This is a genomic window from Nocardioides sp. NPDC000445 (genome assembly GCF_040300245.1).
In the GTDB taxonomy this organism is placed as follows: Bacteria; Actinomycetota; Actinomycetes; order Propionibacteriales; family Nocardioidaceae; genus Nocardioides.
In genome coordinates this window covers 89702-115758 of the sequence record NZ_JBEPDH010000002.1, presented here as the reverse complement: position 1 = coordinate 115758, position 26057 = coordinate 89702, and the positions used below count along the sequence as shown (strand labels likewise).

Below are 26057 nucleotides of genomic sequence, written 5' to 3'. Positions count from 1 at the left end.
GCATGAGCACCACCACGGCCTCCAGCCCCACGGCCGGGCCCTCAACCCCGCCCCCTACCACCGCCGGCCCCTTGGGACGTCTGGGGATCTGGGTCACCGAACACGCCAAACTCGTCACCGTGGTCTGGCTGTTGACCATCGTCGGCCTCGGCGCCTTCGCCCCTCAGGTCGAGCACAACCTCTCCGGTGCCGGCTGGCAGGCCAACGGCTCAGAGTCTGTGCAGGCCCGCGAACTCGCACGAGAACACTTCGGCGGCAACGCCTCCTCCGCCATCCAGGTCGTAGTCCGCTCCACCGACGGACCGGTCACCGAAGGTGAGGGCCAGCAGGTCCTCGCCGAGGTCACCGACATCCTCGAGGCCGAACCGCGCATCGCCGACGTCCTCGCACCCACGCCGGGGGCCACCCTCTCCCAGGACGGCTCCACCGCGATCGTTCTGGCCGGCGCCGGCGCCGACACCAACGAGATGGTCCGCGTCGCCACCGACCTCAAGGCCGAACTTCAAAACCTCTCCACCGACACAGTCGAGGTCAACCCAACTGGGTCCTCGCTGCTATGGAGCGACTTCAACGAGGCCAACCTCGACGCCATGCTGAAGTCGGAGTTCATGTCCTGGCCGGTCACCCTGGCCATCTTGGTACTCGCCTTCGGCGCCCTCGTGGCCGCCGGACTCCCACTGATCCTCACCCTGGCCGGCCTTGTCGCCTCGGCCGGTTCCCTGGTGCTGATCAACGAGCTCGTGCCCGTCTCCATCTGGGCCATGAACTTCGCAATGATGTTCGCACTCGCCCTGGGCATCGACTACGCCCTCTTCTTGGTCGTGCGCTACCGCGCCGCCCGCGCCGTACGCCGCGAGGCTAACCGCGCCGCCGGCCGCCCCGACACCCGCGAAGACCGACAGTGGGCTATCGCCCAGACCATGGACACCGCAGGCAAGGCCGTGCTGCTCTCCGGCCTCACCGTCCTCGTCTCGCTGTCCGCGGTCATGCTGGTGCCCTCACCCTCCTTCCGCTCCATGGCCGGCGGCATCATGCTCTCGGTGGTCTTCGTCCTAGCCGCCACCCTCACCCTGCTGCCGCTGGTGCTGTTCGGCCTCGACGACCGAATCAACAAGCTCGCACTGCCCTGGTCCCGCGCTGGTGAGCACCGTTCCTCGGCATTCGCCGCCTGGGGCGAGCGACTCTGGAAGCGCCCCGTTGCCTGGGGCCTCCTCGCCACGGTCATCCTGCTCGCCCTCGCCGCCCCGATCCTCGGCCTGAAGACCGCCATGCCCTCCATCAAGGTGCTGCCCGAGGACGCTTCTGCCCGAGTCGGCTACAGCCAGGTCCAAGACGCCTTCGGCACCGGCGCCCCCGGTACTTTGCAGATCGTCACCGACGACACCGACGCCTCGGCCGCCAGCGCAGCACTCAAGGACGACCCCGGCATCGCCGCTGCCATGCCGCCGATGCCGGCTGCCGACGACAGCGGACTGGTGCTGATCCAGGCCGTTCCCTCCGTTGACCCCTCCGACCCCGCACTCAGCGACACCGTCGACCGGCTCCGCGCAGACCTCCCCGACTCCGCCGTCCTCGGGGGCGCCGCCGTGGAGAACCTCGATCTCAAGGCGCAGCTCGACGAGTCCACCCCGCTGGTCATCGGCGTCGTGCTCGTCCTCGGCTTCATGCTGCTCCTCATCGCACTGCAGGCCCCGCTCATCTCCCTACTCGGCACCCTCGCCAGCCTGCTCTCCACCGCGGCGGCGTTCGGTGTCGCCCGACTGATCTTCCAGGAGGGACACGGCGCCGACCTGCTCGGCTTCGAATCACAGGGCTTCCTCGACGCCTGGGCGCCGGTGTTCTTCTTCGCCATGATCTTCGCCATCGCGATGGACTACACCGTGTTCCTGCTCGCCTCGGCCAAGGAGCACTACGAGCGCTCCGGGGACCCCAAGGACGCCATGATCGGATCACTTGCCCACTCCGGCCGGGTCATCTTCGCCGCCGGCGCGGTCATGGTCGCGGTCTTCTTCACCTTCGCCCTCTCCGGCCCCATCCCGCCCAAAGAAATGGGCGTCGTCCTCGGCCTCGCCGTCCTCCTCGACGCCTTCCTTGTCCGGCTCGTCCTCCTACCGGTCATGCTTCGCCTTACTGGCAAGGCCGCCTGGTACACCCCCGCCTGGCTGCGGAAGATCCTGCCTAACATCACCTTCGCTCACGACTGACCTCCGGATTCGCCGACAGGAGACCTGGCGACGACCCCACCCTTAGCACTGACGGTCCTCCACCGGCATTCCCGATTACGGATGCCCTAGGGAAGCTGGCTCCCGGAGGAACGCGGCCCGGTCGGACCCAGCTCGGAGACGTTTCGACCGGTGCAAGCACATCAGCGCTGGCCGTCTTGTCGCCGCGGTTCCCGGCCCGAGCGGTTTGCGAACTTAGGTGGCCCCGTGCTCTTGGTCTTGTCGCAGACCTGGAACGTTGAGTTTCTGCGAGTCGTGGGGTGTACTTAGCGACGGCCCTTCCCCCCGGGGCCACGAGAATGCAGACGAAGAGGCCCACCGTAGAACGGTGGGCCTCTTCGCGTTGCCGCGAGTTTGTGCCGAAACGGTAGACGTGCCAGTTCGGGAGGCGCCTGTCTAGATGCATGGGCCCAGCATGTGTGTTGCCGATAGTTACCTCTATCGGGTTAGGTCTAGTGCTCCCGACGTCGTCGCACTCTCTGCCAAGGAAGTCTCGTCGGCCGGCGCGAATCCGTGGGTGATCGCCCATCTGACCGCCTGGCTGCGGGTGGTGGCCTCGATCTTGCGGTATGCCTGTCGGATGTGACTCTTGGGCGTGTTCACGCTCATGACGAGCTTGGCGGCGATCTCCTGGTTGGAGAGTCCCTGGGTGATCAGCGCGAGTACCTCCACCTCTCGGGAGGTGAGTCCAGCGACGGCACTCATCCGGTCCTCATGTTCACCGATCGGCTCGCCGGCGGCGGTCGCTTCGATGCTGCGCACGAGGTCTCCGGCATGGAGGCTCATCGAGACCCAGGCGCTGGCGCCGAGCGAGTAGGCCTTGGCGCGCAGGTCCGGGCGCGTGTCGCGGCTGAAGATCAGCACCTTGGCGCTTGTCTCGTTCAGCAGGTGCTCGAGGTCCGAGATGTCGCCCAGATGCAGACCGAGCGTGTCGTAGAGGACCACATCGACACCAGGAGCCCTTGCTGCGTACGGCAGGCAGCGCTGTGACGACTAGTCGGTCGGGATAATCGGCGAGCATCGTGGAGAGTCCCCGCATGACGACTTCCTGCGGACTGACCACCGCTACGCGCACAACCCCCGAGCTCATCATGGGCTCAACCTTCTCAGGTCTGTGTTCGGATTGACAGGTGGTGCGAGAGCATGCCTCGCAGCACTGAAGATTGCCGATCGTTACCTCTTTCGGCGGAGCCCAGGCATTTTTCCGATGGGCACCTTCGCTCCCGAAGGCCCCGAGTCGTGCTCAGGCCTGCCCACCGCCTGCCATGACGCCGACTCGGTCGCCCGGCTGTTCGCGAAGTCGACCAAGAGTCGCTGGTTGCAACCGGTCCGCAGACGTTGACCAGCCCGACGCGGCCGCTGTCCAGGCTCATTTCGACCGGCTGCTCGACTACGTCGAAGCCAAGCTCCCCGCTGTCTTCGAGCACCTCGACCGTGCCCGCGTCGACCTGCTGGCCTTCATCGCGTTCCCGAAAGAGATCTGGACCCAGATCTGGTCCGACAACCCCACCGAACGTCTCAACAAAGAGATCCGCCGCCGCACCGACGCTGTCGGGATCTTCCCCAACCGCAACGCGATCGTGCGCCTGGTCGGCGCCGTGTTGGCCGAGCAGACCGACGAGTGGGCCGAAGGCCGCCGCTACCTCGGACTCGACGTCCTAGCCCGGTCCCGCATGAACATCGTGCCCACCAACGAACCCGAGATCGGAACTGATGACCTGCCCGCGCTAACTGCCTGACCCTCATCAAGGAGAACGCAGCGCTACACCACTACCTGGGACATAACCACGTGCGGCAGCATCTTCTCGAGCGTGCGCGGCAACGCCGACCCTGATCAGAAACTTGCAATGGGCTTCGATCGTCCTCGGAGATGCGTCCGATTCACGGCACCCGCCGAGAGCCATCCATCGGTTCTGATCAACATTCCTTCTCGTGACCCAACCGTGCATTGGTCCATAGCCTCGTCGAGGTGTCTCGCTCTGAGACAACTCGACGAGGAACACCTTGGTGGTTGGAGAGGCGTAGAAACATCCCTGACCAGCAAGAATTGTCGAAATCTGCTCCCCCTTCGAGCGGGGCCGAGACGGTGTCTCCGATTGAGACAACGCGATCGCAGTCAACGCTGCAAACATCTTTCCGACACAGCCCGATACCCGGGCTAACGAGAGGAAACGCCCGTGAGCACCGAAGAACGTGACGTCTTGATCGTCGGCGCTGGATTCGCCGGCCTCTACCAGCTCAACGAATTGCGTAAGCGGGGGCACAATGTCCACGCCGTGGAGTCCGCCGGCGGACTAGGGGGCGTGTGGTACTGGAACTGCTACCCCGGGGCCCGTGTCGACACCTGGGGCCCCATGTACCAGTTCTCCGATCCGGAGCTGTGGCGTGACTGGAACTTCTCGGAGCTGTACCCGGACTGGTCAGAGGTCCGCGCCTACTTCCAGCACGTGGACGACAAGCTGAACTTGTCGAAGGACATCAGCTACAACACTCGGATCACCGCAGCTCGCTTCGACGAGGGCTCGCGGCGCTGGGTGGTGACCGCCGTGAACTCCGAGACCGACGAGAGCCGCGAGATCTCCACGCGGTATCTGCTGCTGTGCACGGGCTTCGGCTCGAAGCCCTACATCCCCGAGATCCCCGGCCTGGAGTCCTTCGGAGGCATCGCGCACCACACCGCGCGTTGGCCGCAGGACGGCGTGGACCTGACCGGCAAGCGCATCGCGGTGATCGGCACCGGTGCCTCCGGGGTGCAGGTAGCCCAGGAATCCGCACCAGTGGCCGCGCAAGTCACGGTCTTCCAGCGCACCCCGATGATCGCGCTACCGATGTGTCAGCGGAAGATCTCTGAGGAGGAGAACGCCGAGGAGAAGTCGACCTACGTCGACCGGATGGCGAAGCGCAACACCACTTTCGCCGGCTTCGACTTCGACTTCCTAGACAAGGCAGTGGCCGACGTGACGCCCAAGGAGCGGGACGCCGAGTTCGAGCGGATGTGGGAGATCGGCGGCTTCGTGCCGTGGCTCGGGAACTTCAACGACATCTTCTTCAACGAAGACAGCAACCGCGCCTTCTACGACTTCTGGCGGGACAAGACCCGCCAGCGGATCAACAACAAGGAGCTGTGGGAGGACCTGGCCCCGACTGATCCGCCGCACCCGTTCGGGGTGAAGCGACCCTCGTTGGAGCAGCGCTACTACGAGATCTACAACCAGGACAACGTCGACTTGGTCAACCTCCGCAAGAACCCGATCGACCACGTCACCGCCAAGGGCATCGTGACCTCCGACGGGGTGGAGCACGCGTTCGACATCATTGCCCTGGCCACCGGCTTCGACGCCGTCACCGGCGGCATCACCGCCGTCGACATCCGCAACGGCCAGGGCGAGCCGATCGTGGACTCGTGGGCCAAGGGCGCTCACACCGCCCTGGGGGTCGCTACTTCGGGGTTCCCCAATCTGCTGTTCGTCTACGGCCCCCAAAGCCCGTCTGGGTTCTGCAATGGCCCGACTGCGGCCGAGGCACAGGGCGACTGGGTCGTCGGACTTGTCGATCATCTTCTCCAGAGCGAGGTGACCCGCATCGAGCCCACCGGTGAGGCCGAACAGACCTGGCAGCAGAAGATCGACGCGGTCTGCGAGGTGGCGCTCTTCGATCGGGCCGCCTCGTGGTATATGGCCGCGAACGTCCCGGGCAAGAAGGTCCAGATGCTGATGTGGCCGGCCGGACTGCCCGCGTACCTCGACGAGGTCAATACCTCCGCGGCCAACGGATACCCCGAGTTCATCAAGGCCTGAGGCAACCCAGTTGCCGCCGATCCACGCAAGGAGTCGCACCGTGCAGAGCCTGATGATGGAGACGCCGCTACAGATCAAGACAGTCCTGTGGCGTGCTGAACACCTCTACGGGCACAAGGAGGTCATCGCCCGCACTGACGACGGCTTCGACACTTTCCCCCTCGCCGAGCTTGGCCGCCGAGCCCGCAGGTTGTCGAATGTGCTGACCGACCTCGGCGTCCGGGCTGGCGACAGAGTGGGGACCTTGGCATGGAACACGGCCGAGCACCTGGTGTCATACTACGCCGTGCCCTGTATGGGCGCGGTGCTGCACACCATCAACACCCGACTGTCTGACGAGCAGATCGCCTACATCATCGCCCATGCCCAGGACACCGTCCTGCTCGTGAGCAACGACCAGATTCCGCTGCTCGAACGGCTCGGGGACCGGCTGGCACACGTCCGGGCCATCATTCAGCTCAATGGTCCGGTTCCAGCAGAGAGCGCGCTTCCCGTGCCGGTGCATTCCTACGCCGACCTGATGGCCGCAGCTTCCGACGAGTACGACTATCCCGACCTCGATGAGCACACGGCCGCCTCGATGTGCTACACCTCCGGCACCACAGGAGATCCGAAGGGGGTGGTCTACAGCCACCGCAGCACCGTGCTCCATGCACTTGGGCTGTGCACCACCGGCACGATCGGCGTGAGCGAGGCCGAGCGGTACATGCTCGTCACCCCGCTATCGCACGTCAACTCCTGGGGCATGCCATTCGCCTGCGTCCTGCAGGGCGCCACCATCGTGCTGCCCGGCGATCATCCGGTGGACACTGACTACCTCGCCATCATCGACCACGCGAAGCCGACCGTCTTGGTGGGCGCGGTCACTGTTGGCATGCTAGTCCGCCGCGCTCTAGAGCGGTATCCCGGGAAGTACGACATCTCGTCGTTGCACACCTTGTGGCTCGGCGGCCAGGCGCCACCGATCGGTGAGATGAAGTGGTGGAAGCAGCACCACGACGTCCACGTCACCCAAGCCTGGGGCATGACCGAGGCCTCGCCGGTCCTCACCTTCTGCGGCTTGACCACCGCAAACCGGCACCTGGATGACGAGGTCCGCTTCGAGATCTTCGGTTCGCAAGGGCAGCCACTGCCCTTGGTCGAGCTGAAGCTGGTCGACGACGACGAGCGGGAGATCCCGTGGGACGGGACGACGCCGGGCGAGGTCCTCGTCCGCGCGCCCTGGGTGATCCGCGACTACTACAACGATGCTCGCTCCGCCGCCAGCTTCAGCGACGGCTGGTTCCGCACCGGTGACATCGCCACGATGACACCCGACGGCTATCTCACCATCGTCGACCGCGCCAAGGACCTCATCAAGAGCGGCGGCGAATGGATCTCCTCGGTGGCACTGGAGAACGCGCTGATCGGCCACCCGAAAATCGTCGAGGCCTCGGTGATCAGCGCGCCGGACCCGAAGTGGATCGAACGACCCGTCGCCTTCATCGTCGTGGCCGAGGAGGTCTCCGAAGATGAACTCAAGGCCCATCTGAAGGAGCGATTCCCATCGTTCTGGGTTCCAGACCGGTTCGAAGTCATCGACGAACTGCCCAAGACGAGTGTCGGGAAGTTCGACAAGAAGCGGCTCCGCAGCGAGTTCCTGTGAACCGCAGCCCCACCCCGACCGCAGCCCATCGATTCGGATTCAAGGAGAACGACATGCCCACCGACCACAAGTTCAATGAGCTCAGCAGCGGCCACGGATTCCTGGAGTCACCGCGCTACCACGACGGCAGGCTCTACCTCAGCGACTTCTTCAACACCCGGGTCATCGTCATGGACCCCAAGGACGGCAGCTGGGAGAAAATCGCCGACGTTCCCACGTCGCCCTCCGGCTTGGGCTTCCTCGCTGACGGCTCGATGCTGATCGTGTCTCAGCACGACCACAAGCTGCTCCGCCGCGCGGCCGACGGCACGACCACCGTCCACGCCGATCTGGCCGCCTTCTGCGGCGGTGACGCCAACGACATGCGGGTCGTGGACGGGCACGCCTACATTGGCAACTTCGGCTTCGACCTGGCCGGCGGCGCAGAACCGCGCCCCACCAATCTGATCCACGTCAATCCCAATGGCGAGGTCTCGACCGCGCCCGGCGACGTGCTCTTCCCCAACGGCGCAGAACTGCACCCCGACGGCAAGACCTTCTTGCTCTCGGAGACCTTCGCTCACAAGATCGCCGCCTACGATCGACAGCCCGACGGCACTCTGATCAACTACCGGACCTGGGCGGAACTTCCCGAAACCCACAGCCCGGACGGCATGACCGTCGACTCCGACGGCGGCGTGTGGTACGGCAACGCGTTGACCGAAGGCCCGGAGAGCGGCTTCTACCGGGTCGAGGAAGGCGGGAAGATCACCGACCAGATCCTCGTCCCGGACGCCTGGGCTGTCGCCGCCACCTTCGGCGGACCTGACAACGACGTGCTGTACCTGATCACCAACGCCACCACCCTGCCCGACTTCGCGGAGGGCAAGTCCGCCGGATACGTCCGCACCGCAAGCGTCGGGCGACGCGGCGCCAACTGAGCCACCCGCCGTCCATTTATGTGACAGCTGTCCGGTCGACGGAGCCCGAGAGGGCTCCGCCGTGCGGCCATCTCCACCAAGGCTCCCGACCATCCGAGAGGACCCCCATGTTTACCGGCCGCATCGCCCGGTTCGACGCACCCAACCAGCCCTTCACCCTCACCGACGCCACCCTCGACGAGGTGCGCCCGGGCGAGATCCTCATCAAGGTAATCCGCACCAACATCTGCGGCTCTGACCTGCACGCCTGGCATGGCGCGTTCAACACCAAGGGACTCGGCGGTCAGCTGCCCACCGTGCTCGGCCACGAGATGGTCGGCAAGATCGCCGCGCTCGGGGACGGGGTCTCCGCGGACTCCGACGGCCGCCCGCTGCAGGAGGGGACGAGGGTGGTCTTCCCCTACTTCTTCTCCTGCCACCGGTGCCACTACTGCCTACGAGGACAGCGCACCGCCTGCGAACACCTCTCGATGGCCATGCTGGGCAACGCCGAACAGCCCCCCCACTTCGTCGGCGGCTACGGCGACTACTTCCTGCTTCCAGCCGGCGCCACCCTCTACCAGGTCCCCGACTCAGTCCCCGACGAGCTGGCGTCCGGCGCGAACTGCGCGTTGTCCCAGGTCATGTACGGTCTGGAACGCGCGAACCAGACCTTCGGCGAGGCCGTGGTGGTGCAGGGAGCCGGAGCACTCGGTCTCTACGCGGTCGCGGTCGCCAAGGCGCGCGGGGCGCGCACCGTGATCGCGATCGACGGTGTCGCCGAGCGACTGGAACTCGCCACCGCCTTCGGCGCTGATCACGTCATCGATCTCACCGACGTCACCGAGGCCAAGGACCGGGCCAAGCGCGTGAGGAGCTGGACCTCCGGTCGGGGCGCGGACGTCGTCGTCGAAGTGGTCGGCATCCCTGCCGCCATCGACGAGGGGCTGAAGATGCTCGCGATGCACGGCCGCTACGTGGAGATAGGCAACATCAACATAGGTCGGACGTTCGACTTCGACCCATCGCGTTTCGTCTTCGGAAACAAGACGATGATCGGGGTGTCGCTCTACGAGCCCGACGTGCTCTCACGCGCCCTGGCCTTCCTCGAGGAATGGCAGCACAGGATCCCGCTCTCCCGGCTCGGGGCGGCCACCTACCCCCTCGGCCAGATCAACGACGCCTTCGCCGCCGCGGAGAGCAAGCGCGACGTCCGCGCCAGCATCGTGATGTGAACCCATCCAAGGACAGAGGCGAACAGATTATGCACGAACGCAACCAGCTCTACATCGACGGCCATTGGGTCGATCCGATCGCGGCAAGTGGGGTGATCGAGGTGGTGAATCCGGCCACCGAACAAGTGATCGGCCACGTCCCCCATGGCACCCCCGCCGATGTTGATGCCGCCGTGGCCGCCGCTCGCCGGGCTTTCGATCCCGATGTCGACCTGACCGAACGCCGGCGCCGTGTCTCGAACGTCATCGAGGCCACCACGCGTACCCTGCCCACGATCGCCGCCCTGATCACCGCGGAGATGGGTGCCCCGACCCGGATCGCCGATGGTGTTCAGACGAAGGTGCCGCTGTCTGTGGCCCGCGGCATTCTCGACGTCCTCGACCAGCCGGTCGCGGAAGAACGGATCGGCAACTCGCTGATCCTGCGCGAACCCTACGGCGTGGTGGGCGCGATCACCCCGTGGAACTATCCGTTGTACCAGGTGGTGGCCAAACTCGTCCCCGCGCTCGCGGCCGGCTGCACCATCGTGCTCAAGCCCAGCAACGAGGCACCGTTGTCGGTTTTCGCCTTCTTCGACGCCCTCGCCGAGGCCGATCTCCCACCCGGCGTTGTCAATCTGGTGTCGGGGCCAGGCCGCGTGGTCGGTGAGGCGATCGCCTCGCATCCGGAGGTCGACTTCGTCTCCTTCACCGGCTCCACCAGTGCCGGTGCTCGCGTGGCCGAACTCGCCGGCACAGCGGTCAGCAAGGTCGCCCTCGAGCTCGGCGGCAAGTCGGCCAACATCATCCTGGACGACGCCGACCTGGCGACCGCGGTGAAGGTCGGGGTCAGCAACGCCTTCCTCAACGGTGGACAGACCTGCATGGCCTGGACCCGCATGCTCGTGCCTCAAAGCCGCTATGACGAGGCCCTCGACCTCGCCGCCACAGCCGCCGCTAGGCTCACCGTGGGCAACCCCACCGACCCCTCGACGCGGATCGGGCCCTCGGCCTCCGCCTCCCAGTTCAAGACGGTCCGGGGCTTCATCGACCGCGCGACGAACGCGGGCGCCCGCGCGGTCACCGGCGGCTCAGAGCAGGTGCTGCCGGTCGGCTACTTCCTGGCCCCCACCGTCCTCGCCGACGTTGACCCGATGACCGAGATCGCGCAGGAGGAGGTGTTCGGACCCGTCCTGGTGGTCCTTCCGTTCGAGGACGACGACGACGCCGTTCGGATCGCGAACTGCACTCCGTACGGGCTCTCGGGCGCGGTCTGGTCCGGTGACCAGAACCGGGCGATCGCGGTGGCGCGACGTGTCCGCACCGGGCAGATGGACATCAACGGCGGCGCATACAACCCGCGAGCGCCGTTCGGGGGCTACAAGAACTCCGGTTTCGGCCGCGAGCTCGGCTCCTACGGCTATGAGGAGTACCTGCAGATCAAGTCGCTGCAACTCCCTTCCTGATCACTGCACACCAGACACCGAAAAGGACCAAGACCCCCAACCGGGACCCGGCTCTTTCCAAACAACATCGGGCCGCTGGCTCGTTTCAGCCGATCCGGACACTTCAAGAGGGCAGCCGAACATGAAACCCACCCTTAACATCACCGCCTCCGGGCACGTACAGACGTGGACCATCGACAACCAAGACATCGGCAATGCCATCACTGGTCCGGACTTCATCGAAGCATTTGAGCGGGCCGTCGATGGCGCCAATCAGGACCTGAACGCCCGTGCCATCGTCCTCACCGGCGCGGGCAAGATCTTCTCCTCCGGCGGCAACGTCAAGGAGATGGCCGACCGGCAGGGCATGTTCGGACTCGACCCCCGCCAACAGCGACGGGCCTATGTCAACTCAATCCAGCGTATCCCCCGGGCTCTCGAACGACTCGAGGTCGCCATCATCGCCGCAGTCAACGGCCCCGCCATCGGCGCCGGCTGCGACCTGGCGATGATGTGCGACATCAGGGTCGCCTCCGACCAGGCCGTCTTCGCCGAGAGCTTCGTCTCGATCGGACTGATCCCCGGCGACGGCGGCACCTGGTTCCTGCCGCGCGCCATCGGGTACGAGCGTGCGGCGCTGATGACCCTCACCGGCGAACGTGTCGACGCGGCCACCGCGAAGGAATGGAACTTGGTCAGCACCCTGGTCCCTCACGAGGAACTGCTCCCCGCGGCAACCGGTATTGCCGAGCGGATCGCCGCGAACCCGAGCGAGTCACTGCGGATGGCCAAACGGCTGCTCCAGGAATCCCGCACAGGGGCACTGGAGTCCGTGCTGGGCATGGCTGCCGCGATGCAGCCACTCGCGCATTTGGACCCCGAGCACGAGCAGCGACTGGACAGGTGGCGTAGCAAGTGAGCGGGTCGATGCGGCTCGTCCCGCCCACGTCCGGCGATCCCCAGGGCACCGCGGGCCTGCGTCGCGAGGTCCGGCAGTTCCTGGCCGAGCAGCGCTCGGCCGGCAACTACCGGCCGAGCATCGACTGCTGGCTCTCCGCGTGGGACGCGGACTTCACACGGGCACTCGCCGCGCAGGGTTGGATCGGCATGACGGTGCCGGCAGAGTATGGCGGTCACGACCGCTCGTTCGTCGAGCGCTTCGTGGTCACCGAGGAGCTGCTCGCCGGAGGTGCCCCGGTGGCGGCGCACTGGATCGCTGACCGCCAGATCGTGCCCTCACTGCTCAAGTACGGCACCACGCAGCAAAAGCAGAGGTACCTGCCCGGCATCACGCGTGGCGAGATCTTCTTCGGCATCGGCATGAGTGAGCCCGACGCCGGCTCGGATCTGGCGAGTGTCCGCTCCACCGCGACGAGGACGGACGCCGGCTGGCTGATCAACGGGTCGAAGGTCTGGACCTCCGGTGCACACCGCGCCCACGCCTTCATCGCCCTGGTACGCACCTCGCCCGTGGATCCGGCGAATCGCCATGCCGGCCTCAGCCAGTTCCTGATCGACCTTCACGCACCCGGCGTGGAGGTCCGCCCGATCATCTCGATGAGTGGCTCCCACCACTTCAACGAGGTGTTCTTCACCGATGTCCTAGTCCCGGACACCCATGTGTTCGGAACGATCGGGGAGGGTTGGGAGCAGGTGACTTCTGAGCTGAGTTTCGAGCGCAGCGGCCCTGAGCGGTTTCTGTCTACTTTCCCGCTGCTGGGGCAACTCACTGCGATGAACGACGGACTCGAACTTGGACGGCTGGTCGGACGCATCGCCGGGCTCCACGAGATGTCGGCCGCGGTGGCCGGTGCGCTCGAGCGTCGCGAGCCGGCCGATGTCGCGGCTGCGGTGGTCAAGGTGCTCGGCACCAGCACCGAGGGCGACATCGCCGAAGCCGCCTCTCTGATCAGCGGGGACGAGAACCCCTCTGGAGCCGGATGGTGGGAGTTGGTGAACGCCGGACTGGATCAGCGCCCCGGCTTCACCCTCCGCGGGGGTACAAACGAAGTGTTGCGCGGCGTGATCGCGCGAGGATTGGGACTACGATGACGATCATTCCCGGCGTGGACAGCGACTTGTCGTCGATGATGCACGCAGTTTTCGCCGAGCATGCGGCAACCCGCGAGAACTCCACCGTTACTCAAGACGCCGCATTCTGGCAGAGACTGGGTGATCTTGGGCTCTCCCGGCTCACGGGTGCGGCCCAATCCGGGGGCAGTGGAGCCGGCTGGCTCGAGGCCGCTGAGTTGCTGTCCGCGGCGGCAGGAGCTGGAGTTCACATCCCGCTCGCCGAGCACGACCTGCTCGCCGGTGCACTGCTCGAGGCCGCCTCGCTTGAGGTCGATGACCGGCCGCGTACCGTCGCAGAGCTCGACTCTGCAGGTGTCGCACGCGCGGTTCCGTGGGGTAGCACCGCCGCGAGCATTGTGACGTTGTGGCGCTCCGCCGACTCGTGGTTGGTCGCTGATGTCGAGGTATCTGCGGTCCACGAGATCATCCCCAGCTTCAACCTCGTGGGCGAGCCGCGGGATCGGGTGACGGTCGACACAGGGTCGCTACGGGGCGCGGTAGTCGATGCGACAGCGGTGGAGCAGTATCGCTTGAAGGGTGCTCTCGCCCGCTCCATCCAGGTGTCGGCCGCGCTGGACCGTGCGATGACGCTCTCCTGCGAGCATGTCACCACTCGCATCCAGTTCGGTCGTCCACTGGCACGGTTCCAGGCGGTGCAGATCCTTATCGCCGACATGGCGGCCGAATGCGCACTCGCACGCGCCGCCACCGAGGCGGCACTTGCGGCCGCGGTGCAGAGCGGGTGGTCCAGCGATGATCTCGGTTTCCGAGTCGCAGTGGCGAGATCGTGCACTGGTCACGCCACGACCACGGTGGTCCGTAACGCCCACCAGGTTCACGGCGCCATCGGTACCTCCCAGGAGCACGATCTCCACCGATTCACGCGCGCGGCGCTCGCCTGGCGCGGCGATTTCGGTTCCGTCGACTACTGGGATCGACGGCTCGCCGCAGCGGCGGCGGCCGCAGGCCCGGAAGGGCTTTGGCCCCTCATCGCTGGCTGACTCCGGTTCCAGCGCGACATCGCGGTGGTCTGGTTGGCAGAGTGCAGCCCGACGAAGCCACGCACCAGTCGCCTTCCCATCGCGACCGCGAGCGGTTGTTAGACCGGGCGCTGGCGTTAAAGGCGGGTCTGCATCAAACGCGGCCCGAACGGCTCTAGGCCGTCAGATCGGAGCCGTTCGGGATGGCCAGTGTCCGGAGCTTGCGATACAGCGTGGCTCTGCCGATGCCTAGCACGCGTGCCGCCTCGGCCCGATTGTTCGCAACGCTGGCAAGCGTATCGATGATGAGGTCCCGCTCAGATTGCTCGATGGGGGTCAGTTGCCGACGGTGTGCGCGCTTCATTAGCCACGCCGGCAAGTCTCCAACCTCAATCTGAGATCCTCTCGCCTCTACCAGCGCTGCGGCGAGCACATCGCGCAGTTCGGCCACGTTGCCTGGCCAGGAGTAGCGCATCAGCACCTGATGGGCAGGCAACGAACAGGTCTTCTCCCGGTCCGGTTCCAACTCTGCAAGGAGTTGCGGGACGATGTCGGCGAGGTCGTCCAGTCGCTGCGCCAGCGGGGGAATCCAGAGTTGGTGGGCGAACCCGGCAAGTGCGCGGACAACCGTGTCGCGCGGATCATCGGTACAGGTGACGGTCAACCGCATACCCCAACCGGAATGGCGGACGAGGTCGTCCAGTTCAGCCCGGATCGGGACGGTGAGCCTGTCAATCCGGCGAAGGATGACCGACTCGCCCGCGGCGAGAGCGCATCGGCAGCGGTCGATCAGCGTGCTTTGCCGCGCTCCCCGCTCGAGCTCGGCATCAAAAATTCGCACGCCGCCGCCACGCATCGCTGCAAGCCGCCTTGCCGCCCAGAGCTTGCCTGATCCGTCGTCGCCAGTGAACGCGACGGGTTCGGAGACTTGCGCCAGGGCTTCCATTCGGTCGAGCAGCATCTTCCACTGCGCACTGCGCCCCGATTTCGGCTGTGGGGTGCTGGGCAACGTTGTCTGGCCGGAGCGAGATGACTCCCCATGGAGGGATCGGGAGCGACTGGCCGGGCGCGCTACGACGAGCCGGGTGGAGTCCGGAGAAGTCCCGGGCGGTTGGACGCTAGTCTCCTGGCGAAGCATGAACACCACCCCGCCGCCTGCCTCCGTGCAATCGGCGTCCAGGGCCATTCGAAACGAATAGCGCCCACGTGACAGCTCGACGAAACCTTCGCTACGGCCACGCTTCGCGTACGTGCTTGCCACGTCCCAAAGGACCGCCTGGTCAGTAGCGTTGATCTGTTCTGTTGCGACGGTGTTGGTAAGGAACACGTTCGGCCGCATGCCGACCACGGGTCCGCGATGACGGCGAGAGTTCCGCACAAAGCACTCGAGCAAAGCGACCTCGGATGCCGACGCCTGCTGCGCGAATCGTGTCTCGATGTGCTTGGCGACTTCCACCAGCAGTGGCGTCATCAGCACATTGAACTCCTTGGACAAGCAACTGAAGTCCAAGATCCCCTCGACGTTTCCCCGGATGGGATTGCGGATCGGCACCCCGACACAGGCGAAGGAATGCAGGCTTTCGGTGAAGTGCTCCGTGCCGACGACCGTGACCACCCGCGCCTCTTCCAGCGCGGTCCCTACACCGTTGGTGCCCGCATGCTCCTCGGCGAACACGAAGCCAGGAGCGATGCTCGCACTATCCAGCCGCCCGTGCAGCGCGTTTGTTCCCACCCACCTATGGATGAGCCGCCCGTCAGGATCTGCGAGCAGCAGGCTGTACCGAGTCTCGGACATCGTGGCCATGAGACGCTCAAGCACAGGTTCAGCCGTCCGGATGAGTCGGCTGTCGTCGTCGACGTCCTCGTCATAGGGAAGTTGCAGGTCTGACCCTTGTCCTACACCACATGCAGTAGATCTCGCCCATGACCGCGCGATGACGGGGCGCACACCTACGTCCGGACCATCCTGGGCGAGCATCTCCATTGACAACGCCATACCTCCATTATGTGACGAGCGTCTCTCGATGTCTTCACACTGTGCGTCGTCAGTCAAGGTTCACTGTGTCTCATTGTGAGACACACGGTGCCCTTCGTCGGCGGGCGCACGCATCGGGTCAAGTCCCAGGTAGTGGTGTAGCGCTGCGTTCTCTGTGAAGTCTCAAGAGATCGAGGACGCTTCTGTCTCGTGACATCGTGGACAGCCGGTCTCACGACATCGTGGCCGGTTCGGTTCAGCTATGGACTCGAACCACGTGGCCGCAGACGTGCGGTGGGCGATTGCGAACTGGCCAGAAGATGCTGAGCGCGGTGCGGTGACGCGCTTTTGTGAGCGGCACGGAATCAGCCGGTCGGTGTTCTACAAGATCCAGCGGCAGGCACGCGAGCAAGGTCCCGTCGGCGCGACGGAGCCGGGGTCAAGGCGGCCTCATCACAGCCCGACGCGCACAGACCCGCCCGTGATCGAGCATGCGCTGGCGGTACGCGCGTGGCTGGTTGAGCAGGGCCTTGATGCCGGCCCACTCTCGGTGGTTGCCAGGATGCAGCGCCAGGGACTCAACCCACCATCACGAGCGACGCTCGCCAGGGCGTTCGCCGCGGCCGGGGTGTCCAAGCCTGAGCCGCGCAAGCGTCCACGGGCAGCGAATCGACGCTTCGTCTACCCGGCACCGAACTGCTGCTGGCAGATCGACGCCTTCGCGTGGTCACTTCGCGACGGCACGGTGGTTGCGATCCATCAGGTCCTCGACGACCACACCCGCATGGCGGTAGCGACCCTGGTTGCCGACGGCGAAACCGCCAAGGCGGCCGTGCAGGTTGTCTCGACCGCGGTACGACGGTGGGGCGTTCCGCAGCGGCTATTGTCGGACAATGGGCTGGCATTCAACCCCACGCGCCGGGGGTTCACCGGCAAACTGGTCGACTACCTCCTCGACCTGGGCGTCAAGCCGATCACCGGCAAGCCTGGACGGCCCACTACGCAGGGCAAGAACGAACGGCTTCACCAGACCCTGCAGAAGTGGCTCAACGTACGACCACCCGCCGCGACGGTCACCGACCTTCAGGCACTGGTTGATGAGTTCGACCGGTACTACAACCACGAACGCGTCCATCAGGCCCTGGACGGCAAGACTCCGGCCGAGGCCTGGGCTGCCACTGATCCTGCCCCCGAGCCCGTGGCCGAACCCCGGATGCCCTCGGTGCCGTCCTCGGTGCCGTCCTCGACCGTCAGCCCTGTCGACGGCTCTGCGATGCCGGCGACCGGCAGCAGGACTCCACTGGCGTTGCATGCGGCCGAGGGGACCGCTGACCTGAAAGTCAGACAGAACGGTCAGATCAAGGCGCTCAGCTGCCTGTTCTACGTAGCCACCAGCCGCGCTGGCCGGACCGTCCACGTTCTGTGGAACGAGACCACCGTCGAGATCTTCGCCCACGACGGCGAACACATCATCAGCTATCCACGACCAGCGAGCACCGGGATGTACTACGGACCCCGCACAGGCCCTCAAGGCACTCCCGTCAAGGGCATCAATCAGAACCCATCGGCTGGCGTCACGGGGACCGTCGAGCGGACAGTTTCCACGGGTGGCTACGTCGGCGTGCTCGCCTGCAAGTTCTACGCCGGCTACAAACGCCACGGCCAGCAGGTCACGATCACCTGGAACGCAACGACCGTCACCATCACCGAGGCGACCGGGCAGACCATCGCAAGCTACGCCAAACCGTCCCAGCCCGGAGGCTGGCACGGTCCCGCCGAGGCTCAACCGTCCACGAAGTCCTGAGACATGCCAGTGTCCACGATGTCATGAGACATATCCGTGCACGATCTCCCGAGACATCACACGGGCGACCGCGCTACACCACTATCGGGGACTCAACTACGCATATATCGCGACCATCGCGTGTGCATGCGCGGCCAGGTGGCTTGGAAAGAGCCACCGGGTAGGTCCAGCCCGTTGACAGCCGACGTACGTATCCGCTGTGGCGGGTGCGGCGTCACATCTTTGTCGACGCCGTTCGCATTCACGGCGTCGAACCGGATGGCCACGTCAAGACCCGCCTTGCCGCGCTGTTCCCGATGTCCGACGCAACTCAAAGACTCCTCGAGGATCCGCACCGCGGTCAGATGCTGGCGGACGAGGGTTCCCTCCAGCGCCCATCGCAACAGTTTCCCCAGGAGCCGTGCCCGCGGCTGCGCCCATCCGCGCCGGCAGCGAATGCGTCGGTGGCGCGGATATTGATCTCCGGGTCAACTCGCCCGCAAAGCCCGGCGGCTTCTCCGTCAACCGCCGAGCACGGTGGTTCGTGAAAGTGGCCAGCATCCGCAGCGTAGGGACACCATCCACCCTGTCGGGCCACCAGCGGGCCAGGACTGCAGATCGGCCTTGAGTCGCTGATCGGTCACTACCCCGCCGGGCCCGTCGAGCCGACAGACGTTGGGTCAGGTCAGGCAGCGAAACGAAGCCGATATCGTGGTGGCTCAGGCACGTTGAGGTCTCCACGCGGGCGAGGTGAGCATGGCCCGTCCTTGGGCGCCTGGACCTCTGTCCGGTCGTCGCCGCGCCGTGGCAGCGCACACCCTCATCGACGAAGAGTCTCGACGACCACTTGATGGACCTCCTGACCACGCTCCACCGACAACGCCCATCAAGGCACTGCTGCCGCCGGGGACTCTGTTCTGAGCCCACTTCTGCAGCAGGCGAGCGATCGCTGACTTATCTCAAGCGCAGACACCAGAAGAGGGAAGATACGCGTTCGGTGGCTCACGCCCGCTTCGCGCCGCACAGGACGTACACCATGGTGCACACCTCGGAATCTCGGTTGCGCCATGCGTGCCGGGTTCCTCTCTGTACGACCACGGTTCCCGGGGTGATTCGCTGCTCCGCACCGTCGTCGAGCTCGAGGTAGATCTCACCGGACAGGCAGATGCCGTAGTCGATCGAGTCGGTGATGTGCATGCCGGGGTTGTCGGCTTCGAACGCACCGATCAGGCCCGGCTGGGTAACTTCCGGGTCGGCTCCTTCCTCGCTGTGGTCGGTGTCCGACGCCGGCGGGAAGTGAACTACGCAGAACCGGGTGCCGTTCCCGTCCGGGAAGAACGGGAACAGCACAGGCTCGTCGGTCCCGCCACGCCCAACGGTCACCGAACCGTCGTCGGGCGTACCCCACACGTTGTAGATGTTCATTCCGCCCGCCTCGGCGCTGCGCGGTGCTCCGACCGAGCTGAACACGGCCTTTCCGTCAGGGTTCACGTCGGTGACGACGCGGGTGATGTTAACTGCGGTCATATCGCTGGCTCCTCGATATCGCGGCGGGCGCCTGTCGGCCACGCCCTGGACCCGAGGGTAGGGGGCTTTCCGAACTGCTCCCTGTATCACTATGAGGCACTCGGGAGGGTGGCCTGTGACGCCATCCACCCCAGCTGCTCGTGGATGCCCCAAGCTAAGTGCAAGCTGGCGTTCAGCTGCGGCCGCTCGGTAGCCCCATAGCGCACTTGAGGTGGCCTCCTCCCGGCGATCGAGGTAGTCGGTGGGCGTCGAACCATGAGTGATGGTGTACCTGATCGCCGTGGTCATTGCCCCGCATGTCGTTAAGGCGAGTGGGAGACTATCCTCGCCAGGACCTGGCTCCCATGTGTGTTCTGAGATGGATCACTTACGGGATGCAGGTCGATGGTCGAGATTTGATTCCCGCGCGAGCACGTGCCCAAAGACCCCTGCTTTGCGGGACTCGTGGTCTCGAGTGCCAACATCGCCTTCGAGACCACACCCGGCAACTTCCATTCGCTGCGAATCGAGTGTCTAATCGGCGTACCCTTCCGGCGTCGGCAGCGCATTCTCGGAGAGCTCGAGTACCCGCCGGAGCGCGGGTGAGTCGTCGTCGGCGCGCCAGACCAGCCGGCTCACCGCGACCTCCCGGCCTTGGTCCAGAGGGATCACCGATAGCCCGGTGGTGGTGACGTTGGCGAAGGCGGTGTCGATGGTGAGGGTGATCCCCACTCCGGCCGCGACCAGCGCCATGATCGTCCACGTGTCCGGCGCCTGCTGGGCGATGGTCGGCGCGAAGCCCGCATCGTTCGCTTTCTGCAACGTGGTCTCCCGCAGTGACGACCCCCGCGACGCCTCCAACAGGATCCAGTGTTCGTCGGCCAGTTCGTCCATCCGTACCGACTCGCGCTCGGCCAATGGGTGGGACTCCGACACCACGATCACGTAATGGTTGACGCGCACCACCCGCGATTGCATCGCCGGGGATGTCGAGTCATATCGAACGATGGCCAGGTCGAGGTCGCCCTGGGACAACCTGCTGAGCGCCTCGCCGCCGTAGAGCGTCGAGCTCAGCGCCAGCTCGATTCCCGGCTGCACTCGCCGCACCGTCTGCGCCAGCGCGCTGATCAGTGAGTGGGAGGAGGGGCCGGCAAAGCCGATCGCCACCCGGCCGATCTCGCCGCGCCCGGCGTAGGCCACCGCTCGCTCGGCGTAGGCGAACGACTCCACGATCCGCCGCGCCGGCTCCAGCAGCGCCTGGCCCTGGGGAGTGAGCCGCACCGTCCGCGTGGTCCTGTCGAAGAGCGTGGTGCCGAGCCGCCGCTCCAGCTGCTGAATGGTCCGGCTCAGCGGGGGCTGGGCCATGTGGAGCCGGGCGGCTGCCCGCCCGAAGTGCAGCTCCTCGGCGACCGCGAGGAACGCGGTGATGTGGTGCAGATCCATCATGCCTCACGGGAATTGATTGCAGGCCAGCATTAATGCAATACCGACTTAGGCCTTGCTGAGTATAGAACAAGGTTGCGACGATCACAGGTATGAGCTTCGAAGTCCCGCAGTCGCCGGGTGAGCAGGCCGAGCTGCCCCTCGCCGGGGTCCGCGTCGTCGCGATCGAGCAGGCGGTCGCCGCCCCTTTGGCAACCCGCCACCTCGCTGATCTCGGTGCCGAGGTGATCAAGGTCGAGCGCGTCGGGGAAGGTGACTTCGCGCGGGCCTATGACTCCTACGTGAACGGCCTTGCCTCGCACTTTGTCTGGCTCAACCGCGGCAAGCGGTCTGTCGCCCTCGACCTCAAGACGGACCGCGGTCGGGAGGTGGTCACCGACCTGATCGGTACCGCCGACGTCTTCGTCCAGAACCTCGCTCCAGGCGCCGCCGAGCGGCTCGGCCTCGGCGCGGAGCACCTGCGCGCCGCCCACCCGCGGCTGGTGGTCGTCAACCTGTCCGGCTACGGCACCGCCGGTCCCAAGGCTCAGCGGAAGGCCTACGACATGCTGGTCCAGGCCGAGACCGGGCTGATCTCCATCACCGGCACCCCCGAGACCCCCACCAAGACCGGCATCCCCACAGCCGACATCGCCGCCGCGCTCTACGCCCTCACCAGCGTTCTCGCTGGCCTGCTCCGCCGCGAGCGCACCGGCGCCGGCGCGGTCGTCGATGTTTCCCTGTTCGACGCTACCGTCGAGTGGCTCGGCCACCCGATGTACGTCCAGATGTACGCCGGCCACCAACTCCCTCGGATGGGCCTGAGCCACGCCGCCATCGCGCCATATGATGCCTACCCGACCCGCGACGGCCAGGTCCTCATCGGCGTCCAGAACGACCGCGGCTGGGACCTGCTTTGCCGCAAGGTGCTCGGCGACGACGAGCTCGCCGAGGACCCCCGGTTCGCCACGAACCAGGTCCGCGTCAGGCACCGCCAAGAGATCGACGGGGCAGTCGCTCAGCGCACCCGCGGCTGGGGGACCGCCGAACTCGAGAAGCGGCTGGCCGACGCCGGCGTCCCGGCCGCCCAGCTCAACGACATGACCGGCCTGGTCGCCCACCCACAACTCTCCGCCCGCGACCGCTGGCGCGAGATCGGCACCGAGGCCGGCCGGATCCAGGCGGTGCTGCCGCCGATGACCTTCAGCGATACCGAGTTGGCCATGGGCGACGTACCCGCCCTCGGTCAGCACACCGACACCGTCCTGACCCGTCTGGGCATCGACGCCGAGGAGATCGCCCGCCTCCGGCACGACCTGGTCGTCGGCTGAGACAACCCCGAGGAAGAGGAACCAATGGAGCCCAAGGAGTTCACCGCAGTGCTGGAGGCCGTCGAGACCTTCGTCGCCAAGGAGGTCATCCCCGCCGAGACGGAGATTGAGGAGTCCGACGAGATCCCGGCGCGTATCCGCACCGGGGCCGCCCGGATGGGACTCTTCGGCTACGCCCTCCCCGAGGAGTACGGCGGTCTGGGCCTGACCATGAGCGAGGAGGTGCAGCTGGCGCAGGTGATCGGCGGCACCACCCCCGCGTTCCGGTCCATGTTCGGAACCAACAATGGGATCGCGGGCCAGGTGCTGGTCAACTTCGGCACCGATGAGCAGAAGAAGCGGTACCTCCCCGACCTCGCCGCCGGCGAGAGCATCGCCTCCTTCGCGCTCACCGAACCAGAGGCCGGCTCCGACCCCAGCGGCTTACGCACCCGGGCCGTACGGGACGGCGACTCCTACCTGATCACCGGCCAGAAGCGGTTCATCACCAACGCCCCCGAGGCGGATGTGTTCATGGTCTTCGCCCGCACCGGCGACGTCTCCGACGGCCCCAAGGGGATCAGCGTCTTCGCCGTCGACGCCACCCTGGCCGGCGTCACCGTCGGTCCCTCCGACGACAAGATGGGCCAGCGCGGCGCGCACACCGCCGAGGTTGCCTTCGACGAGGTCCGGATCTCGAGCGACTGCCTCATCGGCGGCGAGGAGGGGGCCGGGTTCTCCGCGGCGATGCGGTCGCTGGCCAAGGGCCGCCTGCACATCGCCGCCCTGTGCACCGGCCTTGCCGAGCGGTTGATCAAGGAGTCCGTCACGTACGCGGTCAGCACCCGCCAGGGCGGCACCCCGATCGCCGACTTCCAGCTCGTCCAAGCGATGCTCTCCGACTCCTGGACCGAGCACTACGCCGCCAAGGCGATGGTCGCCGAAGCCGCCAGAGCGTACGACGCCGGCGAAGACCGCTGGCAGGCACCCTCGGCCGCCAAGCTCTTCTGCACCGAGATGGTCGACCGGATCGCCGACCGGGCTGTCCAGATCCACGGCGGCATGGGCTACATGCGGGAAGTCGCCGTCGAGCGGTTCTACCGCGACGCCCGCCTGTTCCGCCTCTACGAGGGCACCAGCGAGATCCAACGGCTGATCATCGCCAAGCAGATGGTGCGGGCCGCACGTGATTGACCCGTACGACGGCCTCCGTGTCGTCAACCACGGCGCGGTCGTAGAGCCCGACTTGGACCGACCGGGCGTCGGCAACGCCCTCAACACGGCCGACCAGCACCACCCGACGGCGCGCCGTCAGGGCGGCGCCGCAGACCCGGCGGTTCCGGTGACGCCGCGCACCGGCGCCGGTCCGGAATTCTGCGCCGGCGGCAACATCGCCGGAGTACGCGTCGCGCCGGCCGACCTCGTCGACCGGTTCGCCAGCCTCACCGCCCTAGTGACCGCGATGCTCCGCGGCCGGCAGGTGATCATCGCCGCCGTCGAGGGCGACGCCTACCGCCTCGGCCTGGCCTCGTCGCGCGACCTGGTGCTCACCGTCCGGTCCGCGTGGTTCGCCGCGGCGTTCGTCAAGCTGGGCCTCACCGCCGACATCGGCTTCCTCGCGGACCAGGGGGGAGCCAGGGAACGGGTCACCGGGATGGCCCAAGGCCTCGCCATCACCCGCCAACTGATCGCCGACCTGCCGGCCGAGCTCGACGCCGCCGTCACCGCCGACAACGCCGCCCAGACCGAGCTGCTCAAGGATCTGGAGTTGAGCGCCGCACAGGCCGCCTTCCTGGCCCGCCGCCCCGCCTGTGTGGGGGGAACTCGATGACCGCGCTGCTGAAGGGTTCGCGAATCCTGGAGCTATCCAACTACGTCGCCACCCCGCTGTGCGGGCTGGTGCTCCACCAGCTCGGCGCCGACGTGGTCCGCCTCGAACCGCCCGGTGGTGCGCCCGACCGGACCCGGCTGCCGCTCTCGGAGACCGGCACCTCGATGTACTGGGCGGGCCTGAACAAGGGCAAGCAGGCGATCGCGGTCGACCTCCGCACTCCCGACGGTGCCGCCCTCGCCGCCGACCTCGCCGTCGACGCCGGCATCGTGGTCACCAACGGCGCCCACCGCGGACCCCTAGCCACCGAGGCGCTCCGCGAGCGCCGACCGGACCTCATCCATGTCCGGCTCAGCGGCACCCCCGACGGTGGCCCCGCCGTCGACTACACCGTCCAGGCCGAGACCGGGTTCCCCCTGGTCACCGGCCCCGGCAGCGGCGGGACACCGGTCAACCAGGTCCTCCCCGCCTGGGACATCGCCGCCGGCCTCTACCTGGCCACCGGTCTGCTGGCAGCCGTCCACCGCCGCCAGCAGACCGGCGAGGGTGCCACCATCACCCTGGCGCTGGAGGACGTCGCACTCTCCACCGCCGGCACGCTCGGGCTCCTCACCGAGGCCCAGACCCGCGGCATCGACCGCGGCCCCGACGGCAATCACGTGTACGGCACTTACGGCCGCGACTTCCAGCTCGCCGACGGCCGACGGATCATGCTGGTCATCCTCACCGACCGCCACTGGCGCAGCCTGCTCGAGGTCACCGGGCTCACCGATACCATCGCGGCGCTGCAGAACACCTTGGACGCCGACTTCTCGCTCGAGTGCGTCCGCTACCAGCACCGCGCCCTGATCAGCGCCCTGCTGGAGCCCTGGTTCGCCGCCAGGACGTTGCCCGAAGTCGGCGCGGCCCTCGAGGGCACCCGGATCCTCCTCGCCGTGTATCGGACCTTCGATCAGGTCGCCGCCGACCTCGCCGACCGACCGCTCTTCACCGAGCTCGACCAGCCCGGCGTCGGCCCGCACCTGGCCCCGGCCGGCCCGCTGGCCGTCGACGGCAGCAATGGCCCCGTCGAGCGAGCCCCCGCGCCCGGGGAGCACACCCACCGGGTCCTCGCCGACCTCGGCCTCACCGCCGAGGAGATCACCCGACTCGCCCACGCCGGTGTCATCGACACCGGCGCAACCACCCGCCCTGACACCAGGAGTGCCTGATGATCCTGCTCGAGAACAAGACCGCCGTGATCACCGGCGGCGGCCAGGGCCTCGGCCTGGCCATGGCCAGGGCGTTCGTCGCCGAGGGCACCCGCGTGGTGCTCGGCGACCTGGACGGCGCGAAGGCGAAGGAGGCCGCCACCTCGCTGGGCGGTGAGGATGTCGCGGTCGGTGTGGAGTGCGACGTGGTCGACGCCTCGGCGGTGCAGCGGCTGCTGGACACCTCGGTGGAGCGGTTCGGCTCCCTGGACGTGGTGGTCAACAACGCGGGCATCACCCGCGACGCCACCATGCGGACGATGACCGAGGACGACTTCGACCAGGTCATCGCGGTACACCTCAAGGGCTGCTGGAACGGCACCCGGCTGGCTTCGGCAATCATGCGGGAGCAGAAGTCCGGGGCGATCGTGAACATCTCCTCGCTCTCCGGCAAGGTCGGCATGGTCGGTCAGACGAACTACTCCGCAGCCAAGGCCGGCATCGTCGGCCTCACCAAGGCCGCCGCCAAGGAGATGGCCCACCACGGCGTACGGGTGAACGCGATCCAGCCCGGCCTGATCCGCTCGGCGATGACCGAGGCGATGCCGCAGAAGGCATGGGACCAGAAGATGGCCGAGATCCCGATGCAACGCCCCGGCGAGCCCGACGAGGTCGCCGGAGTCGCCCTCTTCCTCGCCTCGCCGCTGTCGTCCTACATGACCGGCACGGTGCTCGAAGTCACCGGCGGCCGCTTCATGTGACCCC

General features: G+C 66.7%; 19 protein-coding genes and 1 pseudogene. 16 read left to right on the top strand and 4 right to left on the bottom strand.

Annotated features, from left to right (window positions below; all coding sequences use genetic code 11):
- Nucleotides 1–2 precede the first annotated feature (2 nt).
- Nucleotides 3–2204, top strand: coding sequence for an MMPL family transporter (locus ABT304_RS03030; RefSeq protein WP_350713279.1), 2202 nt, complete (start codon nt 3–5; stop codon nt 2202–2204).
- A 456-nt stretch (nt 2205–2660) separates the two neighbouring features.
- Here the strand turns inward: ABT304_RS03030 and ABT304_RS03025 are convergent, their stop codons facing one another.
- On the bottom strand, nt 2661–3167 hold the full coding sequence (locus ABT304_RS03025) for a response regulator transcription factor (RefSeq protein WP_350713278.1): 507 nt from the start codon (nt 3165–3167) through the stop codon (nt 2661–2663).
- Nucleotides 3168–3562: 395 nt separating this feature from the next.
- On the opposite strand from ABT304_RS03025, the pseudogene ABT304_RS03020 reads away from it, so the two are divergent.
- The 9 genes and pseudogenes from ABT304_RS03020 to ABT304_RS02980 form a co-directional block, all read left to right on the top strand.
- A pseudogene (locus tag ABT304_RS03020) lies at nt 3563–3961 on the top strand (transposase); the annotation flags it as partial.
- Nucleotides 3962–4399: 438 nt separating this feature from the next.
- The gene (locus tag ABT304_RS03015) at nt 4400–6019 is read left to right on the top strand and encodes a flavin-containing monooxygenase (RefSeq protein ID WP_350713277.1); all 1620 of its coding nucleotides are present in this window, start codon (nt 4400–4402) and stop codon (nt 6017–6019) included.
- A gap of 40 nt (nt 6020–6059) precedes the next feature.
- The gene (locus ABT304_RS03010) at nt 6060–7664 is read left to right on the top strand and encodes a long-chain fatty acid--CoA ligase (protein WP_350713276.1); all 1605 of its coding nucleotides are present in this window, start codon (nt 6060–6062) and stop codon (nt 7662–7664) included.
- A 53-nt stretch (nt 7665–7717) separates the two neighbouring features.
- On the top strand, nt 7718–8584 hold the full coding sequence (locus ABT304_RS03005) for an SMP-30/gluconolactonase/LRE family protein (protein ID WP_350713275.1): 867 nt from the start codon (nt 7718–7720) through the stop codon (nt 8582–8584).
- A 107-nt stretch (nt 8585–8691) separates the two neighbouring features.
- Nucleotides 8692–9798, top strand: coding sequence for a zinc-binding dehydrogenase (locus ABT304_RS03000; RefSeq protein WP_350713274.1), 1107 nt, complete (start codon nt 8692–8694; stop codon nt 9796–9798).
- Between the two features lie 29 nt (nt 9799–9827).
- On the top strand, nt 9828–11243 hold the full coding sequence (locus ABT304_RS02995) for an aldehyde dehydrogenase family protein (protein ID WP_350713273.1): 1416 nt from the start codon (nt 9828–9830) through the stop codon (nt 11241–11243).
- A gap of 121 nt (nt 11244–11364) precedes the next feature.
- On the top strand, nt 11365–12141 hold the full coding sequence (locus tag ABT304_RS02990) for an enoyl-CoA hydratase-related protein (RefSeq protein ID WP_350713272.1): 777 nt from the start codon (nt 11365–11367) through the stop codon (nt 12139–12141).
- Nucleotides 12138–13274: an acyl-CoA dehydrogenase family protein gene (locus tag ABT304_RS02985; RefSeq protein WP_350713271.1), complete on the top strand. Its 1137-nt coding sequence runs from the start codon at nt 12138–12140 to the stop codon at nt 13272–13274. Before ABT304_RS02990 ends, ABT304_RS02985 begins: the two co-directional genes overlap by 4 nt.
- Nucleotides 13271–14296 carry an acyl-CoA dehydrogenase family protein gene (locus ABT304_RS02980; RefSeq protein WP_350713270.1) on the top strand — a complete coding sequence of 342 codons (1026 nt, stop codon included), beginning with the start codon at nt 13271–13273 and terminating at the stop codon, nt 14294–14296. The genes ABT304_RS02985 and ABT304_RS02980 overlap by 4 nt, the downstream gene beginning before the upstream one ends.
- A 154-nt stretch (nt 14297–14450) precedes the next feature.
- On the opposite strand, the gene ABT304_RS02975 is transcribed toward ABT304_RS02980, so the two are convergent.
- Nucleotides 14451–16259, bottom strand: coding sequence for a sigma-54-dependent Fis family transcriptional regulator (locus ABT304_RS02975; protein ID WP_350713269.1), 1809 nt, complete (start codon nt 16257–16259; stop codon nt 14451–14453).
- Between the two features lie 253 nt (nt 16260–16512).
- Between ABT304_RS02975 and ABT304_RS02970 the strand changes: the two genes are divergently transcribed.
- Nucleotides 16513–18054 carry an integrase core domain-containing protein gene (locus ABT304_RS02970; protein WP_350713268.1) on the top strand — a complete coding sequence of 514 codons (1542 nt, stop codon included), beginning with the start codon at nt 16513–16515 and terminating at the stop codon, nt 18052–18054.
- 981 nt (nt 18055–19035) lie between these two features.
- Here the strand turns inward: ABT304_RS02970 and ABT304_RS02965 are convergent.
- Both ABT304_RS02965 and ABT304_RS02960 read right to left on the bottom strand, forming a co-directional pair.
- Nucleotides 19036–19560 (bottom strand): cupin domain-containing protein, encoded by a 525-nt coding sequence (locus tag ABT304_RS02965; RefSeq protein ID WP_350713267.1) that lies wholly within the window; start codon nt 19558–19560, stop codon nt 19036–19038.
- A 513-nt stretch (nt 19561–20073) separates the two neighbouring features.
- Nucleotides 20074–20982 carry a LysR family transcriptional regulator gene (locus tag ABT304_RS02960; protein ID WP_350713266.1) on the bottom strand — a complete coding sequence of 303 codons (909 nt, stop codon included), beginning with the start codon at nt 20980–20982 and terminating at the stop codon, nt 20074–20076.
- Nucleotides 20983–21074: 92 nt separating this feature from the next.
- Here ABT304_RS02960 and ABT304_RS02955 point away from each other — a divergent pair, with 92 nt between their 5' ends.
- The 5 genes from ABT304_RS02955 to fabG are packed head-to-tail and all read left to right on the top strand — an operon-like array spanning nt 21075 to nt 26053.
- Entirely contained in the window at nt 21075–22292 is a 1218-nt protein-coding gene (locus ABT304_RS02955) for a CaiB/BaiF CoA transferase family protein (RefSeq protein WP_350713265.1), read from the top strand.
- Between the two features lie 24 nt (nt 22293–22316).
- Nucleotides 22317–23465: an acyl-CoA dehydrogenase family protein gene (locus tag ABT304_RS02950; RefSeq protein WP_350713264.1), complete on the top strand. Its 1149-nt coding sequence runs from the start codon at nt 22317–22319 to the stop codon at nt 23463–23465.
- On the top strand, nt 23458–24102 hold the full coding sequence (locus ABT304_RS02945) for an enoyl-CoA hydratase-related protein (RefSeq protein WP_350713263.1): 645 nt from the start codon (nt 23458–23460) through the stop codon (nt 24100–24102). Before ABT304_RS02950 ends, ABT304_RS02945 begins: the two co-directional genes overlap by 8 nt.
- Nucleotides 24099–25313 (top strand): CoA transferase, encoded by a 1215-nt coding sequence (locus ABT304_RS02940; protein WP_350713262.1) that lies wholly within the window; start codon nt 24099–24101, stop codon nt 25311–25313. The genes ABT304_RS02945 and ABT304_RS02940 overlap by 4 nt, the downstream gene beginning before the upstream one ends.
- Nucleotides 25313–26053, top strand: coding sequence for a 3-oxoacyl-ACP reductase FabG (gene fabG, locus ABT304_RS02935; RefSeq protein WP_350713261.1), 741 nt, complete (start codon nt 25313–25315; stop codon nt 26051–26053). Before ABT304_RS02940 ends, fabG begins: the two co-directional genes overlap by 1 nt.
- Nucleotides 26054–26057 lie beyond the last annotated feature (4 nt).

Coding starts and splice junctions, on each gene's coding strand:
- ABT304_RS02955 (WP_350713265.1), top strand. CDS start 21,075: ATGAGCTTCGAAGTCCCGCAGTCGCCGGGTGAGCAGGCCGAGCTGCCC.
- ABT304_RS02995 (WP_350713273.1), top strand. CDS start 9,828: ATGCACGAACGCAACCAGCTCTACATCGACGGCCATTGGGTCGATCCG.
- ABT304_RS02965 (WP_350713267.1), bottom strand. CDS start 19,560: ATGACCGCAGTTAACATCACCCGCGTCGTCACCGACGTGAACCCTGAC.
- ABT304_RS02970 (WP_350713268.1), top strand. CDS start 16,513: ATGGACTCGAACCACGTGGCCGCAGACGTGCGGTGGGCGATTGCGAAC.
- fabG (WP_350713261.1), top strand. CDS start 25,313: ATGATCCTGCTCGAGAACAAGACCGCCGTGATCACCGGCGGCGGCCAG.
- ABT304_RS02960 (WP_350713266.1), bottom strand. CDS start 20,982: ATGGATCTGCACCACATCACCGCGTTCCTCGCGGTCGCCGAGGAGCTG.
- ABT304_RS02950 (WP_350713264.1), top strand. CDS start 22,317: ATGGAGCCCAAGGAGTTCACCGCAGTGCTGGAGGCCGTCGAGACCTTC.
- ABT304_RS02980 (WP_350713270.1), top strand. CDS start 13,271: ATGACGATCATTCCCGGCGTGGACAGCGACTTGTCGTCGATGATGCAC.
- ABT304_RS03030 (WP_350713279.1), top strand. CDS start 3: ATGAGCACCACCACGGCCTCCAGCCCCACGGCCGGGCCCTCAACCCCG.
- ABT304_RS03005 (WP_350713275.1), top strand. CDS start 7,718: ATGCCCACCGACCACAAGTTCAATGAGCTCAGCAGCGGCCACGGATTC.
- ABT304_RS02940 (WP_350713262.1), top strand. CDS start 24,099: ATGACCGCGCTGCTGAAGGGTTCGCGAATCCTGGAGCTATCCAACTAC.
- ABT304_RS03000 (WP_350713274.1), top strand. CDS start 8,692: ATGTTTACCGGCCGCATCGCCCGGTTCGACGCACCCAACCAGCCCTTC.
- ABT304_RS02990 (WP_350713272.1), top strand. CDS start 11,365: ATGAAACCCACCCTTAACATCACCGCCTCCGGGCACGTACAGACGTGG.
- ABT304_RS02975 (WP_350713269.1), bottom strand. CDS start 16,259: ATGGAGATGCTCGCCCAGGATGGTCCGGACGTAGGTGTGCGCCCCGTC.